This window comes from Sulfurisphaera ohwakuensis (assembly GCF_009729055.1).
Classification (GTDB): domain Archaea; phylum Thermoproteota; class Thermoprotei_A; order Sulfolobales; family Sulfolobaceae; genus Sulfurisphaera; species Sulfurisphaera ohwakuensis.
In genome coordinates this window covers 1874792-1894819 of record NZ_CP045484.1, presented here as the reverse complement: position 1 = coordinate 1894819, position 20028 = coordinate 1874792, and the positions used below count along the sequence as shown (strand labels likewise).

The 20028-nt window shown below is 30.8% G+C and carries 21 protein-coding genes; 10 read left to right on the top strand and 11 right to left on the bottom strand.

All coding sequences use genetic code 11. The annotated features are described in order from the left end of the window. The first annotated feature begins 84 nt into the window (after positions 1 to 84). The 4 genes from D1869_RS10485 (at position 85) to D1869_RS10470 (ending at position 3048) form a co-directional block, all read left to right on the top strand. The gene (locus D1869_RS10485) at positions 85 to 867 is read left to right on the top strand and encodes an SDR family oxidoreductase (RefSeq protein WP_184651002.1); all 783 of its coding nucleotides are present in this window, start codon (positions 85 to 87) and stop codon (positions 865 to 867) included. A gap of 200 nt (positions 868 to 1067) precedes the next feature. Further along, on the top strand, positions 1068 to 1241 hold the full coding sequence (locus D1869_RS10480) for a hypothetical protein (RefSeq protein ID WP_221267091.1): 174 nt from the start codon (positions 1068 to 1070) through the stop codon (positions 1239 to 1241). A gap of 434 nt (positions 1242 to 1675) precedes the next feature. After that, entirely contained in the window at positions 1676 to 2059 is a 384-nt protein-coding gene (lrs14, locus tag D1869_RS10475) for an Lrs14 family HTH-type transcriptional regulator (protein WP_156015058.1), read from the top strand. Between the two features lie 41 nt (positions 2060 to 2100). Further along, the gene (locus D1869_RS10470) at positions 2101 to 3048 is read left to right on the top strand and encodes an NAD-dependent epimerase/dehydratase family protein (RefSeq protein ID WP_156015057.1); all 948 of its coding nucleotides are present in this window, start codon (positions 2101 to 2103) and stop codon (positions 3046 to 3048) included. On the opposite strand, the gene D1869_RS10465 is transcribed toward D1869_RS10470, so the two are convergent. Continuing rightward, positions 3035 to 4273: a dihydrolipoyl dehydrogenase family protein gene (locus D1869_RS10465; protein WP_156015056.1), complete on the bottom strand. Its 1239-nt coding sequence runs from the start codon at positions 4271 to 4273 to the stop codon at positions 3035 to 3037. The two genes, D1869_RS10470 and D1869_RS10465, sit on opposite strands and share 14 nt — an antisense overlap. Positions 4274 to 4382: 109 nt before the next feature. On the opposite strand from D1869_RS10465, the gene thiC reads away from it, so the two are divergent. The 3 genes from thiC (at position 4383) to D1869_RS10450 (ending at position 6990) form a co-directional block, all read left to right on the top strand. Continuing rightward, entirely contained in the window at positions 4383 to 5672 is a 1290-nt protein-coding gene (thiC, locus tag D1869_RS10460) for a phosphomethylpyrimidine synthase ThiC (protein WP_156015055.1), read from the top strand. A 44-nt stretch (positions 5673 to 5716) separates the two neighbouring features. Beyond that, positions 5717 to 6436 carry a hypothetical protein gene (locus tag D1869_RS10455; RefSeq protein ID WP_156015054.1) on the top strand — a complete coding sequence of 240 codons (720 nt, stop codon included), beginning with the start codon at positions 5717 to 5719 and terminating at the stop codon, positions 6434 to 6436. Between the two features lie 404 nt (positions 6437 to 6840). Further along, positions 6841 to 6990: a hypothetical protein gene (locus D1869_RS10450; protein WP_156015053.1), complete on the top strand. Its 150-nt coding sequence runs from the start codon at positions 6841 to 6843 to the stop codon at positions 6988 to 6990. On the opposite strand, the gene D1869_RS10445 is transcribed toward D1869_RS10450, so the two are convergent. Beyond that, on the bottom strand, positions 6985 to 7686 hold the full coding sequence (locus tag D1869_RS10445; RefSeq protein ID WP_156015052.1) for an STK_08120 family protein: 702 nt from the start codon (positions 7684 to 7686) through the stop codon (positions 6985 to 6987). The genes D1869_RS10450 and D1869_RS10445 overlap by 6 nt on opposite strands. 117 nt (positions 7687 to 7803) lie before the next feature. Here D1869_RS10445 and D1869_RS10440 point away from each other — a divergent pair, with 117 nt between their 5' ends. Next, positions 7804 to 9309: a cation:proton antiporter domain-containing protein gene (locus D1869_RS10440; protein WP_184651007.1), complete on the top strand. Its 1506-nt coding sequence runs from the start codon at positions 7804 to 7806 to the stop codon at positions 9307 to 9309. Here D1869_RS10440 and D1869_RS10435 read toward each other — a convergent pair. The 8 genes from D1869_RS10435 to D1869_RS15705 form a co-directional block, all read right to left on the bottom strand. Next, a complete protein-coding gene (locus D1869_RS10435) occupies positions 9283 to 10008 on the bottom strand; it encodes a hypothetical protein (protein ID WP_156015051.1) in 726 nt (241 codons plus the stop codon). The two genes, D1869_RS10440 and D1869_RS10435, sit on opposite strands and share 27 nt — an antisense overlap. A 43-nt stretch (positions 10009 to 10051) precedes the next feature. After that, entirely contained in the window at positions 10052 to 11914 is a 1863-nt protein-coding gene (locus tag D1869_RS10430; RefSeq protein WP_156015050.1) for a 4Fe-4S binding protein, read from the bottom strand. A gap of 32 nt (positions 11915 to 11946) precedes the next feature. Then, a complete protein-coding gene (locus D1869_RS10425; RefSeq protein ID WP_156015049.1) occupies positions 11947 to 13539 on the bottom strand; it encodes an APC family permease in 1593 nt (530 codons plus the stop codon). Between the two features lie 179 nt (positions 13540 to 13718). Next, positions 13719 to 15113, bottom strand: a complete 1395-nt coding sequence (locus D1869_RS10420) for an SWIM zinc finger family protein (RefSeq protein ID WP_156015048.1) — start codon at positions 15111 to 15113, stop codon at positions 13719 to 13721. A gap of 35 nt (positions 15114 to 15148) precedes the next feature. Continuing rightward, positions 15149 to 15655 carry a thiosulfate:quinone oxidoreductase small subunit gene (doxA, locus tag D1869_RS10415; RefSeq protein WP_184651003.1) on the bottom strand — a complete coding sequence of 169 codons (507 nt, stop codon included), beginning with the start codon at positions 15653 to 15655 and terminating at the stop codon, positions 15149 to 15151. Between the two features lie 5 nt (positions 15656 to 15660). Next, the gene (doxD, locus tag D1869_RS10410) at positions 15661 to 16203 is read right to left on the bottom strand and encodes a thiosulfate:quinone oxidoreductase large subunit (RefSeq protein WP_156015955.1); all 543 of its coding nucleotides are present in this window, start codon (positions 16201 to 16203) and stop codon (positions 15661 to 15663) included. Between the two features lie 523 nt (positions 16204 to 16726). Continuing rightward, positions 16727 to 17245 (bottom strand): hypothetical protein, encoded by a 519-nt coding sequence (locus D1869_RS10405; RefSeq protein WP_156015047.1) that lies wholly within the window; start codon positions 17243 to 17245, stop codon positions 16727 to 16729. Between the two features lie 17 nt (positions 17246 to 17262). Then, positions 17263 to 17391, bottom strand: coding sequence for a hypothetical protein (locus D1869_RS15705; RefSeq protein ID WP_260311129.1), 129 nt, complete (start codon positions 17389 to 17391; stop codon positions 17263 to 17265). Between the two features lie 52 nt (positions 17392 to 17443). Between D1869_RS15705 and D1869_RS10400 the strand changes: the two genes are divergently transcribed. Together D1869_RS10400 and D1869_RS10395 are read left to right on the top strand one after the other, a co-directional pair. Then, positions 17444 to 18532 (top strand): MFS transporter, encoded by a 1089-nt coding sequence (locus D1869_RS10400; protein ID WP_231113601.1) that lies wholly within the window; start codon positions 17444 to 17446, stop codon positions 18530 to 18532. A gap of 91 nt (positions 18533 to 18623) precedes the next feature. Next, the gene (locus tag D1869_RS10395) at positions 18624 to 18767 is read left to right on the top strand and encodes a hypothetical protein (protein WP_156015046.1); all 144 of its coding nucleotides are present in this window, start codon (positions 18624 to 18626) and stop codon (positions 18765 to 18767) included. A gap of 34 nt (positions 18768 to 18801) precedes the next feature. Here the strand turns inward: D1869_RS10395 and D1869_RS10390 are convergent, their stop codons facing one another. Then, the gene (locus D1869_RS10390; RefSeq protein WP_231113600.1) at positions 18802 to 19986 is read right to left on the bottom strand and encodes an MFS transporter; all 1185 of its coding nucleotides are present in this window, start codon (positions 19984 to 19986) and stop codon (positions 18802 to 18804) included. Positions 19987 to 20028 lie beyond the last annotated feature (42 nt).

The following is a 20028-nucleotide window of genomic DNA, read 5'->3' as shown; positions in this document are numbered from 1 at the left end:
GACTGATAATTTAAGGGCGAGTATCTTCATTGTTTCATGCTTAGTCATAAAGATAATTAAATTTAAAAATATAACTTATACAGAATGTGTATGAGTTCGCAATCTTACTTTAAATCAGTTATGTATGCTTTAGTTACAGGCGGTACAAGGGGAATAGGAAGAGCTATAACTGAAGCACTTTTAAAAGAAGGCTACAATGTTGCTGTTCTTTATCACGGTTCTGAAGATAAAGCCAAAGAGTTAAAAGAGAAGGGAGTTTTAACTGTAAGGTGTGATGTCGGAGATAGGAATCAGGTTAAAAAAGCTAAAGAGGAAATTTCCAATCATTTCCCACGTTTAGATGTTTTAGTTAATAATGCTGGAATTTGGTATTTAATGCCTTTTGAGCAATTTGATGAGGAAAAATATGAGAGAATGTTAAGGGTTAATCTAAATGGAACCATTTATGTCACTTATGAATTTTTATCATTACTTAAAAAGTCATCAGCAGCAAGTATAATTAACATTGCTAGTAATGCTGGTATTGGGACTGCTGCAGAAGGAACTACTTTTTATGCTATTACAAAAGCCGGGATTATAATATTAACCAGAAGATTAGCTTTTGAATTAGGAAAGTACGGTATAAGGGTTAATGCTGTAGCACCCGGTTGGATCGAGACTGATATGACTTTAGGTAATAAAAGTGATGAAGAGAAGGAAAAACTAAGGGAATTATTTAGAAATAAAACCGTACTTCATACAACTGGAAAACCCGAGGATATAGCCAATATTGTAGTATTTCTAGCAAGTGAAAAAGCTAGATATATAACTGGGCAAGTGATTGTTGCTGATGGGGGTAGAATAGATAATTTAACTCATTCAGTTTAATATTATAACTATTTATTTGATAATATAAAAATTAGATATTAATAAATTATGGTTTAAGACTTCTTATTTTATATGGGAAAGATGTATTTATATTGTAGTCTTTCACGGGTTGTTAATATTCATGATCTCACTATATACATTAAGGACTGAATCTTTTTGTATTTATAGAAATCTTTTTATATTCATTTATTTTACATTTATTGATAAAAATTATCTCTCATGCTAATGTGGGTTATGCCCAAAAGGGTGAAGGTGAAAATAGCAGAGATGTGAGTTCCGTGCCGTTAGGCTCAAAGGAGATCCGTGACTTACCTACCAGTAGGTGGTTGAGGGTTAAGTCCCTAGACTCAATCATGATTGAAATGAAAGTGTAGAGATAAACGGAATGTTTTAATATATCAATAGTTGATGGTACATCTGCTTTTTGATTTGGTTTTAAGGTAATTAATTATTATATGTTCTGCAGATAGCAGATATTAAGGGAGTTAGTTGTTATTTATGTTGATGTTATTAACTTCAGCTATACTATAAATAAGCCTTTTAATGTAACTGGTGTTAATAAGTACATAAGGAGCTAGTATCAACTTTAAAGGGAAGTTTTATACAGAAGTATCTATTGTCAAAAAAGAAATTTTAAAGCAATTAAAGTAATACTCATGTAACTCGAGTATATTTATATTTTTGGTAATAGTATTATTCTTTTTAATAATTAGAAATGTGAAGATTAGGTTTTAATACTTGGGTAATCTATTTGCTTAAAATACAAAGATTTAAATACTTGTATTTAAACTATATATCATGATTAAGTATGGAATTAGAAGTAACTAAAATAAGACTACCTAGTGGTAAAGAAGTAGGAATAATAGAGGCTTTAAGTTTTTGCTATGATATTTCAGATACAGATTTTCAAGTACTAAAAGTTTTATTAAACAGCGAAGGAAAGAATGAAGATTCTTTAGCAGAAATGCTAAAATTATCTAAAGCCTCTATCAACAGAAGTGTAAACAAATTAGTATCTTTAGGTTTTGTTGAAAGAGTAAAAGATTCTTCTTCTAAAGGAGGTAGACCTAGATATATCTATAAGGCTATACCAACTGAGAGATTAATAGAGAAAATAGTTAATGATTTCAAGAGATGTGCCGAGCTCTTCGGACAATTAATTCCTAAGGAGTTAGGGAAACAACAACAATAATTAGGACACAACATTTTATTTTTTCATTTTCATTTTAATTTATGAGAATACTTATTACTGGTTTAGGTTTTATAGCAACTCATGTAGCTGAAGTCTTATCCTCGAGGCATGAAGTAACAGTCACTTATAGAAATCTCAATCCGGTAAAGAAAGTTTATCATGAAAAACTTGAGGAAAAAGGAGTTAAATTAATTAAACTAGACATTCTGTTAGACACAGAAAGATTAAGAGAAGAAGTGAAAAAGAGCGATGTGGTTATCAACTTTATTGGAGAAATATCTGGTGATGAAAAGACACTATATATTTCTAACGTAGAAGTCCCAAAAACTATAGCGAGTATAATAAAAGAATCAGAAAATAAACCTATTTTTATTCATACTAGCGGATCTACTTATGGGATAACTGGAGAAGTTAAAATTGAAAAAGAGCTTGGCGAAGGTCTAAATCCTCAATCACCTTTTGAAAAAACCAAACTAGAAGGGGAGAAAGTTGTTTATTCAATAGCAAAAGGGAATTTTCCCCTTATTATTATTAGACCAACCCTTGTGTATGGGAAATACTCAGCCCATATCCAATTTGTAACCATGTATAGATTAGCAAAACTAGGTATTATTCCCAAAACTGGCATATCTTTCATGCCAATTAGTGCAAATAATATAGGTAAAATGATATTAAGACTAATTGAGGAAAAACCCATGCTACTATATTTCTATGCTACCGAGTGTGAGAGAGTAGCTCTTGAGAAGTTCTTTGAGATTTATACGAAAGCATTGGGCAAGAGAGGAATTTACATACCAATTCCGAAAAGTATTGTTAAATCCGCCATGCCAAAAGAAATAAGAGGTCTGTTAAAATATGAAGGTACCGTGTACGATTGCAGCGTAAGTAAAAAACTTCTTGGTGAGCTACGGTTTGATGAGAACGAAATTTATCAGAATGCGTTATTTTTGAAAGAATTAGATGATAAAAAGATCCTTATCCCCACTTAATTTTTCTTAAAATTTCCCATATCATTTCAAGATAAGAAGGATGTGGATATTGGAAATCAAGAAGCTCATCCAAACTTCCCTTAAACTTAATCCCTAAAGCCAAAAGAGAGATAATTTCTTCAGCTCTTTCTGAAAAGGCAACACCACCTATTACTTTTTCGTTTTCCACACAGATCTTTAAAAATCCTTCAGTCTCCTTTTCTGCAATAGCTCTAGCTAACCCAGAAAATTCCATTTTCATACATTTACCACTATTTGTGTTTCCGACGTAAGCAATTTGTGGTGATGTGTAAATAACTTTTGGAACAGCAGAACTATCATAAGGTTTTTTTACACCTTTCATATTAAGCCCAGCTATATATCCTTTATGTATTGCCTCATGTGCAGTAAATGAACCGGTTACATCACCAGCAGCATAAATGTCTTTTATTGGAGTTTCCATGTATTCATTAACCTTTATCCAATAATCATGAGGTAGATTTTCCACCCCAGTAAGATTAGGTTTTCTTCCAAAACTCATTAAAATAATATCGCTCTTAATTTCTTCTCCATTTGAGAGTTTAACTTTATTATTCTCTATCTTAGCCTCCACTCCTAAATGAAGTTTAACTCCAATTCTCTTAAAGTGGTTAGTTACGTAATTTCTTAAATCCATATCATGTTTCGGTAAAAGTAAATTTTCTTTCTCTACTATATGTACTTCTTTCCCTATTTTGTGTAATAACCAGCCATATTCAATACCCCCTACACCACCACCAATTACAGTTACTGAATTAAACTCTTTATTAAGATACGGTAAATCGTCTGAAGCTATAGTTCCATTAATTTCTGGTTTTAAAGTTCCAGTTGCTACTAGTACTTTATCTGGGTATAAAGTTTGACCAGAAACTTCAATTTCTTTGCTCTTAAGTACTCCTCTACCATGAATAACTTCAACACCGTAACTTTCTAACATGTATTCAACTCCTTTTGAGATCCTTGAAATTGCATCTTGAGCAAACTTGATCAGTTCTTCATAGCTAAAATCAATTTTCTTTCCTAACCTTTCCAAAGAATACTTTAAATAAAGCGGATGTAACATTGCTTTTGAAGGAATACAACCATATAAAACACAAGTTCCGCCTAACCTTTCTTTTTCCTCAATAAGTTTAACTTTTTCTCCTAAAGCAGAAGCTGTAAATGCACCATATATTCCTGCAGGACCAGAGCCTATAACAACAATCATGAATTTTGATATCTATTACTAATAATTAAGCTTTATCACAGAAAAATGTAAAGTTAGTACACAAACTGAATATAATAAGGTTTATAAGTAACTTTTTTGATATATTTTTATGGCAATAATTGATGATGCAAGAAAGGGTATTATAACTGATGAAATGAAAAAGATAAGTCTAATCGAGAGAATTTCACCAGAAAAAGTTAGGAAAAGAATAGCAGAAGGAAAAATTATGTTGATAAGGAATGAAAAATATCCTTCTAAAAAGATAGTTGCAATAGGTAAGGGTTTAACAACTAAAGTTAATATAAACATAGGAACATCTAGCGAAGTCGCTAATCTTGACATGGAATTAGAAAAGGTGAAGATTGCAAACAAATGGGGAGATACATTAATGGACTTATCAACTGGAGGAGATTTAGATTTAATTAGAAGGGAAATAATAAAACACTCTGAACTACCAGTAGGTACTGTTCCAGTTTATCAAGTGTTTATAGAATCTTTTAAGCATAAATCTGGTGGAGCATATTTCACAGAAGATGATTTGTTAAATACTATAGAAAAACACCTAAAAGATGGGGTTGCTTTTATGACGATTCATGCGGGTTTAACAAAAGATTTGGCTATAAGGGCTTTGAAAAGCAACAGGATAATCCCTATAGTATCTAGAGGAGGAGATATGATAGCAGGATGGATGATTCATAATAACTCTGAGAATCCATATAGAAAGAACTGGGATTATATATTAGAAATGTTTAAACAATATGATGCAGTAATCTCATTAGGAGACGCTTTAAGACCTGGAGCTACTGGAGATGCTCATGATGAGTTCCAGATAGGAGAATTATTAGAAACAGCGAGTCTAGTAAAGAGTGCACTTGAGAAAGGAGTCCAGGTAATGGTAGAAGGACCAGGTCATGTTCCATTGAACGAGATAGCGTGGGATGTAAAGTTAATGAAAAAGCTTACTGGTGGTGTTCCTTATTACGTTTTAGGTCCTTTACCAATAGATGTTGGTGCACCCTATGATCATATTGCCTCAGCTATAGGTGCAGCAATTGCCTCAGCAAGTGGTGCTGACTTATTATGTTATCTAACTCCAGCAGAACACTTAAGTTTACCAACTGTTGAACAAGTTGAAGAAGGAGCGATAGCTTATAGAATTGCCGCTCATGCTGGAGACATTGTAAAATTAGGTAAAAAAGTTAGAAACTGGGATGATGTAGTAAGTTATTATAGAGGAAAATTGGAATGGGAAAAAATGATATCGTCATTAATAGATCCCGAAAAGGCTATGAAAGTCTATACTCAATTTGGTAAACCGAAAGTTAGGGCATGTACTATGTGTGGTGGTTATTGTCCTATGATGTGGGCAATGGAGCAGGTAAGGAAAATTAGTGACTAGAATCGAAAATAATTTAATCACTTTCTCAACTTACTCTCTTAAATATGTCATTACCATGGAATGTTGTTAATGAGAAGAATATTTATTTTAGCCATCAAGAATTTATGTCAAAAATAAGTGTCATTAAACCCTTATATGAAAACCCAGATCAAATAACAATTACTATACCTTCAATTCTACCTTTAATAATCTTTAATATAATCTTCGTTATGTTCATTATCCTCTCATTTAAAATATTTTATTTAATCTCACTTTCTCTTATACCTATCTCATATTTATTAGGATTAGAATTAAGTAAGAATGTAAGTTCTAAGATGTTGACTGTCTATATTGTTCTTTTTTCTATATTATTTATAAATACAAAAATTGGATTGGTAACTGTAATATCAATATTATTAGTCTTTTATATTTATTTTACTCATAGGAAATCTAAATATGCCTTTGCTTTTAGTGCTACTGCATCTAATCTAATTTATGAGTTTAGTGTTAAGGATTCATATATAAGCGTTTTAAAATCAGATCTTCGTTTATCTCCCTATAAAATGTATCTCGAGTTAGTAAGTAATAATTCGGGTATACTTTTTCATGATTTTATAACAATATATGCTATAAATAAAGGCAGGGTTGGTATAATTATTGAAGTAGAATATTATGTAAAAGATATGAGAAATAAAAAGTTCAAGGAGCTTTTAAATACTCATTTTGATCTTGTGAAAAGCTTCTTAATATCTAAATTAAATGAGAAAGAATGGATTTTAGGTTAATATTTTCCCTACGAAATAATATGATAAAATAAAAATAGACAAAAACGTAATACAAAATTCACTATAAAATTATTATTAAAAATAACGTAATTGCCCTCTGCATTTAAGGTGCTACTTATGAGATTTGAAAAAGAAAATAGTAAGGCTATAATAGTTCTTCTCATATGTTGGGATATCCATGTAGATTTTAAAGTATTACTATACAGTTAGCTTCATGATCAGCAAAAATATAAGTTCTTTGATACAAAAGAATTCCAAAAAGCTATATTTTTCTTTATTAGTCTTGAGTATTATTCAATTGGCTTTATATAGTATGTTTATATAAAGATTGAAAAGTTTAATAATGTTAAAATCATGGAGTAGATTTTTTAAACTTTTGAATACAAGTATATTATGGTGATAAAATGCTAGCAAAGAAAAAGACTTACGAGCAACAAATTATTATGTACGACTTGGCTAGGTTGCCAGATGAATATTTAAAAAATGAGTATCCAGAATACTATAATTCTTTGAAAAAGAGAAAATATGAGGATCCTTTAGTTTACCTCTTATGAGGTTCTATTTTTGGTTTCTATAATTTGAGAGCTTTTCACTAAAACCTTAATGTTTTCTCCTAAATTGTTTATGTCACCTTTTGAATCTTCTAAAGATCCGTTTTCAAATATAAGTTCAACAATTGTTTTGTCATCACTTAATATTACTAATACTTTTGAGTTCACACTTTCTATCATAGCTCTAGTTAAAATATCTTCAATTTCACTCTTTTTTATTTCTTTTGCAAGTATAGTTCTCATATTTAATATATCAAATTTAGCTGAAATTCTCTGTGTATTTAAATGATTTCCCTCTAGTCTATAAAGGTCTTGTTTAAATATCTCAACTCCTCTTCTATAATATTCCTCAGTTTGTTTCTTAGCTATATTTTCAAACGGTCCTTCATAAGAGAATATAATCTTAAGTATAGCATTCCTATTTTTAGGAGTTAAAATCACATATCTTAGGGATGATGATATTTTTATTAATCCTTCAGTTTTCTCAATAGTATATGTAACTTCATCTGTTCCAATAATTCTTTTCACTTTAAGTTTAATTGTAAATAACCATTTAACCTCCAACTCCCATTTATCCTCATCAATTCTCTTTAGACTTTTAAACGCAGGAACGTATTTCAATAAATTTTCTGGGTTTGAAATGTATTCTAAAATAACATCTTTAGGAGCATTCGTTTCGAAATTATATTCTAATTCCATATATATAGCTAAACTATTATCAAGTAAATAAATAAGTATTATAATTATTAATAGAGTCCTAAATTAAACTATGTTAAAAATAACAGATAATGTTTTAACTAGCAATGGAAATACCTTATCGTGTCTCTCCTAGTAGATAGTTTATTATATTTAGGAATTATGTTAATATCAGCCAAATTAGCTGAAGAAGCATTTAGTAGACTTAATCTGGTTAGATTCATAGGTCCTATAATTGTAGGAGTCCTACTCGGTCCAGGAGTGCTTAATTTAGTTAAAATTAATATTATAATCTCTTTTATAACGTCACTAGGTATAGTGTTTCTTCTCTTTTTAGCTGGAGCAGAAGAATTAGGTGAAAAATTAAAAGTCGAGAGTAAAGATTATTTTTCTTTTCTTATTGAGTTATCATTACCAATATTAGTAATAAGTATTTTACTTTTGTATTTTAGAATTTTTTCATTACTCTTAGTAATTCCTTTAGCTATGACTAGTGCTGGTCCTTTAACTAGATTATTGATAGATCTAGGAATATCCAAACAAAAAATAGGGTTAGCATTGTTTTACCAATCAGTTTTAAATGAAATAGTTGCAGTTGTTCTTTTTGCAATATTTTCAAAATTTCAATTATTAGATATAATCAGCATATTACTTGTTGTACTTTTTATATTCCTAGGAGGTGGTAAGATTGCTAAACTATTAGAATTAATTGAGGGTTACGTAAAGGTCAGAGAAATAGAATTTGCTACAATAGTATCTGTTATATTTATTATAGGTTATGTAGCAGAAGTATTTAGCTTCAACTCTGCTATTACAGCGTTATTTTTAGGTTTCTTGCTGAGAGACTACCTAAAGGATAGGCCGTACTTAATAGAGAGATTGCGGGCCTTTACATATGGTTTCTTTGAACCCTTATTTTTCGTAAGTATAGGCTTATACTTCGTAAAAATTTCTCCAACATTACTTTTGCTTTCTTTAATTACTTTTCTCGTGACTATAGGTTCTAAATTCTTTGCTGGACTTATTTCAGCGAAAATTCAAGGAATAGATCCGTTGATAAACGGGCTTGGAACTTCAATGAAAGGCGGAGTAGACGTTTCGTTATTAATCTCTGCTCTTACCTCTAATTTAATAACACCATATCAGTACTCTTTCTCATCCTTAGCAATAGCATTTTCCAGCCTAGTCTTACCCATTTTATTTAGAATGAAATTTGGAAAGCCGAAAATTCAAGAAAATAAAATCAATCTTCAACAACCTGTGTTAAACATTATTAAAAATCAAACTGTTGTAAATTGCTACCAAACATTAAGGGAAGCAATAGGAATAATTAATGAAAGAGGTTATAGAGCTATAGTAGTTGTTGACGAGAATTTTAGACCTTTAGGCTATGTCTCAGTAAGTCAGCTACTGGAAATTGATCCAAGTGACTATGAAATTCTAAAAGTTTGCGATATTTACAAGAATGAGGTCAAAATACTAGAAAAGAAAAGCAAAGTAATAGATGTTTTAAGAGTTTTTAGAGAAACTGAAGAACCCGTAGTTGTCATTGTTGATGATGACGGGAGACTATTGAGTGTGGTTTATGAAAGGGAGTTGTTAAGATACCTTACTCCTATTCAGTAGATACACATAGTATAATATCATGTCTATAATAATTATGATATCAAAGAAGGTTGGTATAAACAAAGTTGATACAACACTTATTGCAGTTATTATGTAGAGATATCTCCATAAGCCTTTTGAATTAATTATACCTATTAAGGAAAGGATGACGTCAATAAATATACTAGAGTATATCCACTGAGAAAAATTAAGTATAGTTGGAGGAAATGTTGTTATACCAATTAAAGCAAACAACTCTTTATTTGCTCTTGTTTTTAAATAATCAATTAAATACAAGGCTAGCATTTCAGCCATCATTGGATAGAAAAACCAATATGAATTTAGGGTAGTTAAAAACGCTGAATAAAAAGTTAAAAAGTATTTTATACCAAAATAAGCTAAACTAAATGTTCCTCCCATGAGTATCTCGTTTAATACTGTAAGAATTGAAAGGGAAAATATGTGAGTCTTAGAAAAATCTCTATTGGAAGCTAGTTTTTTTGCATTCATAAATAGGTAAACTAGAAGGATAAGCATAGAAGCATTATTTACGATAATTGCCTCAGCTAATGAGATGTTAGAAGGTGAAAGTAAATAAGCTATTGCTCCAATAAACATTGTGATCATCATTATTAATACAAAAAAGGCAAAGAATAAACCGATCCAAGTTTTTATTTTATAGGAAACAGAATAAAGAGTATAAACTATTATAGCAACCATCACACTAGCTATTATGGAAAGGGTGAATATTAGAGGAAAAATCTTACTTCCCTCTAAATCTCTCTTTTATCCAATTTCTCACATCATAAATAAATATATTATCATATGGACACGCATCAATACACTCTCCAATTCCAACACACTTTATTGACCTGAACTCACCTTTTTTAATAAACTCGCCTCTCATATCAGTCAAACCTACTGGACAAGCATTTGCACAGTCAACAGTCTTGCATTCTATACATTGCTGTGGGTTCTTAACTTTAAGTCTAAAGAGCCCTATTCTGCTTATTGCTTGGTTGAAAACTCCCCAATAACAATAGCCTGAAGTTACACATGCAAAGGTACCTAAGAAGGGTATTGAGATGAATATCAAATACCAAATAATGTCGAACCAAATGAAATAAATTAAAATAGTAATATCAGTATTGAAAATTGTAAAAGAGATTATTCCTAGGCTATTTAAGTAAGATATTACTGCTGCAATTAGAACAAAAATTGAGACTGATAAAGCTATGGGTCTGTAATATTTACTCTTACTGGTTAATAACTTTCTACCAACCTTAGATGTCCTATTATAAACCTTTAAGGAGTCATAGAAGTTTCCCTGATACATCATTGGGGCTGTACACGTCACAGCGCACAAATTTCTCGAGCCAAATAGGAATGAAAGAATTGCGTAAATAATGTAAGTTCCTATTAAACCTAATAAGATAGAGTTACTCACTGGTGATAAAGTTCCAATACCCATGCTCCACATATATGGTATAAATGGTAATGAGGATGATAAGGGGGAGAAACTAGGTATATATATTGAATAAATTGCATAGGCTAATATCATTAAAGCCATTCTTATCTTAACTTCTCTTACTCCGATCTCTAGCATTTTCTTAAATGCTAAGAATCCCATTTCTATTCCCATCATTATTAAGAACCAAGTACTCCCTAGTATACTGCCTATTATGTCAATACCATCCCATAATATATTTCCTGTCCATGGTAGACTAAGTGAGGAAATAAAGCCTTTAATGCCTGGAGAGAATATCCCCATAACGAAATCTAAAACACCTCCCATGAAGAATTCCATGATAAATGTAAGAAAAATTATCAAGAATGCAATCTTTGCATCTTTCAGATAATTTCCTTTTCTCGGATTGGGTCCTACAACAGTCCTATAAATAAACCAAACCATTGCAATTAGCATTGAAACGTCGTAAACAGTAAGAGAAAATGTTAGAAAATAGATAAATCCTCCTATCATCATAAGGGTAAATATACTCATTAATTCTATTGTGGTAAAGGTCTCTTGAGTAGCTCTTAATCTCTGATTATACAGAGTCTCATAAACTAATATAGTAGCACCTATCATTATTATTGAAGAGAATAAGAAGGCGTAGTTAGAGAAAATCACAGGAAACCAAGGCATTAATAGAAGTAAGCTTATAAGATAATTTCTTAATGTCTTATCAAGTCTCTTAAAAGATACCATTAATGTAAAAATCATTTCAGCAACCATAACTGTGACAAACCATGGATTTTCTACAGAGGAATCAAGGTTAGCCGGCATATCCGTTTGAAGAATGTAGAAAAGCGAACCCATAAATACTTCAGAAATAATCATAAATGAGGAAAATAGTATGTATACTATACTTCTTGATATAGATTTGATATTAAGGATAGCATAAAGGCCAAATATCATATAAGCTCCATTTATTACAAGAAACAGAAAGAGGTCGTGAAGTAAAAGATAAAGATAAGCCCCTAAATTCATTACTAGCATCATACCTTCTACATAGATAGCAACTAAAACTCTCCTATCACTCCTCCAATTCTTTACTTCATAGATAACATAGAACATAACTAATAACATGGAAATTGCAATTGAAAATAAAATCAGTAAATTCATGTATTAAAATAATGAAATAAAATATAAAAAAATTATTCTGGTGGAACCTCATTAAATAACAAGTTTAGGTCTATTCCATTTCTTCTATTCAGTAGATAACCTGTAACATATATTAAGACTCCGGCTCCATATATTATTCCTAGAGATAGGATAGTTACAAAATTCACTGGTAGTAACACTGGGTTATTCCAAGTGAGGGCTAGCACCCACATCAGAAAGCCGAAAACGGCAAATCCAATTATTGATATAACTGGAATTCCAGCAATGTTCCATTTATGCTGAACAGCTCTTTTATAGAGATCTTTTCTTACAAATGGCATTAACGCAGTAGATATTGCGAAAATTGCATATCCTATTTCAAATACTACAGTAGTATCTACAATAGCTACTGGAGTGTTAAACGCATAAAGTAATACTCCAATTTCACCTAAAATACCAACTAATATTGTAGCTTTTAATGGCGACTTAAATCTATCATTAACATCAGCTAACCATGACGGCATAACCCTATCAAAAGACCATGCGAATAGATATCTTACTAATGCTACAACTAATGGTGGGTTACTATAAAAGTTTGGTAGCCATAATGCAATAAACATAATAATGAATAGCGCTAAACTGTGATTTACAATAAATGCGAAGTATGGTATAAAATCTCCTATATTACTTAGAGTGTTATAAACAGTGTCATTAATACCATTGTATGATATATAACTCCATGATGTAAGGAAAGATGCACCAAAAGCTTTCTCGCTAAAGTATACTATTAAAATATAATATACTGATATTATCAGTATTGCTAGAATTATTGAATAAAGCACATTCATTTTCGGTCTTTTCATTTCTCCGGACCATGAAGCTGGTAAATTGTACCATGTATAATAGTACCAAATTACTGGTAATGCTAAAAATGACGCATATAAAGTCGGATAAAATGTTAATCCATTACTTTCCGCGTCTTGAATAACTTCACTATAAGCATTTGGTATCCCAACATTCTTACTTAGGGCTAGTGCAAATTGAGATGGACTTATTTGAGCTAATGCAACAAACATTATTATACTAGATAAAAGGGAAATTATACCTCCCCACAGCACAAACTTCCATTGGAATCTAGGTATCATAGCTAAAGCTGTTGAAATTATGACTACAATTGTTCCTAAAATTACCTCAGCTTCAGTAGATCCTAAGAAATTGCCTATATTTAGAAAGTATTGATTACTGTAAGCTAATCCAATACCAGAGAATAAATATGCGAACCATTGTGCGGCTAAGTAACTATAATACCCTAAAGAAAGTGCAAAACCTATAAATAAACCCCAATAATTTACAAAACCTACTACTGGATGGACTGCCCTACTGTTAAAAACATAGTCTCCTCCAGCTCTAGGCATTGAAACTCCAGCTATATAAAAAAGAAATGCCATTCCTAAAGTTGGGGGTAAAGCTAGTAAGAAGGCTAGCACCCAATTTGCCCCCGGTGCTGTGAAAAGCCATGAAATTATAAGAATTGGTACACCACCGGTTACTAATCCGAAAGTTGCTGACATTGATGCCCAGGGGCTAACTTCTCTTACTAGACCAGAACTCTCTCTTAAGAATAGAGATCTTTTCTCTTGGGACATTTCTTCATATGAACCCCCAATACACGAAAAATAAAATTAACTGTTTTAAAGTCCTTTTTGAAATCCCTGAAATAAATCTATAATCTTAAATTATTTACCTATAAACACACTTTTTAAGTACAAATTTTTAAACTATTTAACCATCCAAATAAAAATAATCTTAAATAAAGTAGGAAGTATTATGATAAATATTTATTTATAAGACTAACTAGTTGTCTCTTTCTTTTGTAATTCTCTTTTATTTGTGATAATAAATTATTGAAATCTTCAATCATCATATATTTTCTAGCAACTTTTAGACATTGTATTACGTCTTCATATCTCTTCCTTTCCACAAGTTCTTCAGTTAAATGTTGCACAATATAGCTTAACTTTTCCTTTCTTTGTTCTCCTACTATCCTTATTACATCTGGGCAGAAATCTTTTAAGGAAAGAAACTTATCCATTACTGTAACTGCAATGTCATATTTTAAAGAACCAGATGCTACATCATATAGGTTGATAAGAAGAGGGTAGAGGATTACATTATCCTTAGATAATTCATATAACGACTTAACTAGATCAGGATTGCCTTTTATAAGAGGCAATATTTTATCTTTATGATTACTTATACCAATAATATCTTTAAGCTCTATCATTTTCTTTAAATTTTCTAATGCTTGTGAAAATTCACCTAAGTTATAATAATAATTGAAGAGGCTTGAGTAAAGCATATTGATTTTTGCGAATTCTAAAGCCTCTTTCTCATCAGTTTGAAGTAGAATATTAAATTTCTCTTCCTTAGAAATTACATCAGTTTGAAGTAATTTTAATATTTTATCCTTATCGCCTCTTCTAATTAAAGCATTTAGATAAATTCTAATATCCATTAATTTCCTTATATCCTCGTTATCGAGTAAAGTTAAAACAAAAGTATCAAGGTTACCGTATTTATCCTTTCCAATAATTTTCTCCAATTTTTTGATATCATCCTCTTTAACTTCTTTCTCTAATAATATATTAGCTAAAGTTTTCATTAAATTCTCATCATATGGTTTTTCTGTGATAAAATTATAGAAGCATTTACTTTTACAAGATGCAATAGTATCGAGAATAATAAAAATATCATCTTTATTAATTTTTTCTCTATTATTTATAAGAAAATCAGTAAATGAGTTAACTATATTTTCCCCAGGATTTTGCTTTATCAGATTTATATATCTCTCTAAGGAATATTTAGCATTCTCAATAGGATAGATATAATTAGCAATCATGGGGAATTTTTCTATTAAAGTAACTAAAATTCCAAGAAGTTCTCTTTTATTAAGTCCTATAATCTTATTTTCTAAGCTATCAAAATCTATATATTCACCTTTTTCATAGCTCATCTTAATCGCATAAATATGTTCACAGTTTTCTCCAAGTCTGCACTCACATTTTCCTTTATTTAGTGACAGATCGTATTCAACCCTATAAATATCAATATCTTTTACAATTCCAATTAACTTATTGCCTCGCTTTAATAAACCTAAAATACCTCCATCTGAATAAATTTGAGAAGCCCTCTCGCGTATCTCCTTAGAATAATTTTCCATAAAAGAAAATACAAAAAGAAAAATTTAAACTATCTTCAACTACTTATCGTGAAGTAAGCAATCGCTTGCCTGCTTGAACTTATTGCTGGAGTATACAGCTTTACTTCATACTTACCTGGAGATAAATGTAATCCCTTTATTAGCAGATGGAATTGTCCTTCACTTCCTAAAACAACTATAAATCCTGAGTACCAATTAACAGAATCCTTCTTATTTGCATTCCATGGTGCTTGAATTATCTTTACTGTATCATTAGCAATCTGTGAAGAGTTTAGGAAAATGTGCCATGTTCCATTAGATATTTCCATTAGAGGAGCAGATGCTGGGTATGCATCAGGACCATCAATATCAGTAATATTCATGATCAAGCATAAGCCTTGCGGAGTATTATATGCAGTAATATAGGTAACATTAAGCTTTGGTAGTTTTGAATTATTGAATAATGGTCCTACAACATTACCATATGCCCATTGGCCAGTACCTAAAATCCAGCCTACAGTGAATAATGCAAAAATAATTCCTACAATTGCTACTTTGTTCATTTTTCTCACCACAATTTAATCCACTTTAATATTGGAACATTAGCAATACCTCTATCACCAAACTTCTTGTAGAGGAAATAATCCAATCCCCAAACCCTACCAGCACCAGTTAACATAACTACTATAGCTCCAGCAGTTAGTAATGAACCAATTTGCCACTCATCCTCACATGTTGAACCTAACCAGTAAGCTGGAGCCATACCAATAGCCATTACAGCTGCACCAAAGGCAGCTAGTCTCGTCAAAAGTCCTATAACTAAGAATAGACCAGCTAGAATCTCTATGTAACTGAATATTGTTAAGAAAGTTACATTTAATGCGTGATTCTCTAAAGTCATTAGTAAAAATGGTTTAAATGGTCCTGCATGGGGTAAGAAGTTAACTAGTTTTCCTCCAACAAATGAAGGAGAATTAGGGTCTAGTTTAGCTGGCTTTAATACTGCTTTTCTTAAACCACCATCTAAAAACATCCATCCTACAGCAAACCTTATAGGCCATATATACTCTAGCCTTGTTGCATTTCCTTCATTGAAGTTTATCTTTGACATTTCAATTCCCAAAATGATTATTTAACTTTGTTATTAAAAAGTTTTTCTTCTCAAAAGTTTAATCTTATAACATACTTTCTATTTTTTATATTCACAAAAATAAATATGCACATATATGTAAAAAAGAGTATTAATACCAACTTAGTTCCACTTCATTGAGTAAAAATTACTGAATAATATTTTAGAAAATTTCGTTACCGTAAAAAATAATATTTGTTCTTTAATTAATAATTTTTAATTTATTTTCTTAGTCTTAGCACTTACTAGGAAAGAATTTTCAATTAGTAAACTGATCTTTATTATACATTTTTAACATAATGCACAAATGTAACAATTTTTCTATAAGTATTAACTGGAGAATCTTTTGTATCTGAGATAACTAAGAATAACCTAGAAATAAACACAGAATAATAAACGAAAATTTCACTTACTTATGAATAAATATCTCTTGGTTTTTGATTAAGTGAGAAGATCCTTAAATTACTACTTTAGGTTTGTTAGAGATCTGGCATGTAAGTATTCCTCACTTAATATAGTTCTTAACGTAATTTATAGCTACTTGTTCCTGAAGGTTAACTATTGAGTAATAAAGTTGGAATCCATTAATTATCCTATTTAATGCACTAGGAAAATCATCAATAGAATCCATTTCTGTAATTATTCTTACACAGCATTCGTCTCTAAAGAACTGAAAATCCTTTAACATACCGTTAACAACGTCTATGCCAGGGAAAGTATCAAAACAATCCTCCTCAGTAGTACTTAGTGCTTTATCAGAAATATCTAACGTTAAATAATACTTAACTTTTCCAGGTTGATCAAGAATTTCCCTAAGCTTATTAACCTTTAAATTCTCGAAAATATATCCCTTTTCAAGAGGAAAATTAGTGGAAACTAAAATAGCATATCCATTAAATTCTTTATAGTAATACTCACCCTCGAAACCTCTAATTTTGTTCCATCCATTTTCTTCAGTCTCTAGAATATAATTGGAAATGGAATTTTTAAACTCTAAAAGGTTAAGGTGAATTTCAACTAGCATGTGTTAATTAATGAAACTCATAAATATCTCTCTTTCCATCTCTTCCTAGCAATCTTTAAAGCCAATTTTTTACTTATTATCAGATTATACCTATATCTTAGAAAATTCCATTTGCCTAAATGATAAAGCCTAGATTTATAACCCACAACCTTATATGAGCTAAAGAAATATAAATAATTATTTCAACAAGTAGTAACTGTGAAGAGAAAATTTCTAATAATTGGATTCATTATTATGTCATTCAACTCATTATATCAATATTCTTGGAATGCGTTCCTACCTCACCTGGTTAAAGGATTAAATTCTACGATACCAGAAATAGAAGTAGCTTTCACTCTCTTTACATTCTTTTCAACAGTTTTCCAAATAATTGGAGGAAGTATAGCTGACTATAAAGGGCCTAAAGGTATTGGAATTATATCATCAATACTCTCAGCAATAGGCTTCTTAGGTACTTCATTTTCAAATACCATTTACGAGTTCTATTTCTTTTGGTCTTTAGGAAGTATAGGTGAAGGGATCTTGTATGGAATTGCGGCAAATTTAGCTGTAAAATGGTTTAGTAAGACTAGAGGATTTGCTACCGGTTTCGTATCCTTGGGTTTCGGTCTAGGTGCATCAATAGTGAATCCCTTTATTTATCCCTATCAAGATTATAGGCTAGTAATGTTGATCATAGGGCTAGTAGAAGTAGTGTCATTATCATTTCTATTGAATTTTGTGGAATATCCTGGCACTGTAAGAGGAGAAAAACCAAGTAAAATAATAAAAGAAGGTAGATGGTGGTTAATTTACCTTTCATTTGCATTAAGCGCAGTTCCTTTAACAATATACTCATCATCACTTTCTGTGATAGGAAATGAGAATACGTTATTCTTAATTACATTATTTCCTTTGTTAAGCGGGATAAGTAGACCAATCTTGGGGTATATTTCAGACATACTAGGAAGATACAGAACATTAATCTTAACACTCACTATGATGATATTAGGGAGTCTACTGTTTACTTTTAACGTTATATTAGCCTCAGTAATAGTAATTGGATTTTTTGGTGGTTCACTTATAACACTTTACTTTTCAATATCTGGAGACATATTCGGTGAAAAATATTCTACTTCAAATAATGCAATTCTATATACTGGAAAAGCTGTATCTGGGCTCTTAGGTAGTTTTGTCTTTTCCTTGTTGCTTTCAACACCTATATATAAAGAATTTGGTTTAATATCTGCTGTATCAGGTTTTATTCTCTTCTCTTTGTTAGACAAACAGAAAACATTAAGGCCATAACTGAAGATTAGAGTAGCATTTATTGGAAAATCGTTGCACAAGATAATTCTTACAAATAATTTTCTAATACTTATATCTAATTTTAGTAAATATGATAAGTTCTATCGTTTTTATAGTAAGAATATTCACTACTGAGAATGGTTTATTTAAAAATTATCTTATCGTTAGGATTTTACGTAAACTGCTAATTAGAGAACCATTTCATCCTTATGCTGTTGAAAGCTTTGGTCTATAGTGGCAAAGTATTATGTAGTATTCTATTTTCAGAGTCATTTAGCTATATTCATATGGGTTCTATCAATCTGATTATCAACATATTTAACATAACGTCTTAACAAGACTAGAAGCGAGAGGATTATAGGGATTATTAAAGTTAGAGTGGTTCTAAATCCAATTATCTCAATTACAAAGCCCGATATTGTAGGAGTTATTATGCCTATTAACATCATGACTGCAAAGAAGATACTGTTAGCCTCATTTCTTTCTTCCGGTAAAAAAGTTCTACTTATAGAAATAATGGATAATGGATATGTTATTCCATGAGGAATTCCTAGAAGCAAGAGAGCTACTGTAAAGAGAACTAAGTTTGATGGTAAAACTGAAATAAATACTAAACCAAGTGTTGTTATTGATATTGCAAAAGACATATAATACCATAGCCTTTCTGCAGGCCTAATAGAAAGATAAAGCCTAGAAAGGAATGAGGTTAGAAAGAAAGCTGAGAAGATTAGGGTAACAGAAGAGTAAGAGATATTAAAAGTAGATTTTGCATATATTCCTGCAAAAGCAAGAAGTATTGAGAAAACTATATTATATGTTAAGATATTGATAACTGCCGTTATAAACCCTGGATTTTCGAAGACTTTTGTCTTTTTACCGTCATTTCTCTCTTCTGGGAAATCTACAAAGAATGACATTATCCCAGAAAGAATTGAGAATGGGGCAAAGAATAGGAAAACTTCTAGGAGTGAAAAGTAATTTAATATCCATGACTCAATTGCTGGTCCAATTACTAAACTTGCTGATAATGCTAAGGTATAAATTGAGAGTACTCTTTCCCTTTGCTTTCTATCTTTTAATAACCCAGCGTAAGTAATAATATTTGGCATAAGTATACCAAGAACAATCCCGGCTAACGCTGATAAAACCCAAATAGTAATTGGAGAAGCAAAATAAAAGATAGGTAAAAGTATAGCGTAAACTATGCCAGATACTCTAAAAACTTTTTTCCTCATATCGCGTTTCAATCTAGAATTGATTACACCGCTTCCAATAAACGTAAACAGTGAAGTTAGGGCTGAAATAATTCCGATCTCGCTTTCGCTAAAATTAAATATGTATTTGGTTACAAGGGGAATTGTTGTCATTAACATATTATTAGATGCTCTTATTGCAATAGTCAAAGGAATAATAATTAATAATGCATGAAGAAATGTTATATCCTTTTTTTGCATAAAGGTGTAATTTATCTCGCTATATTTAAGTTTAGTTATCGT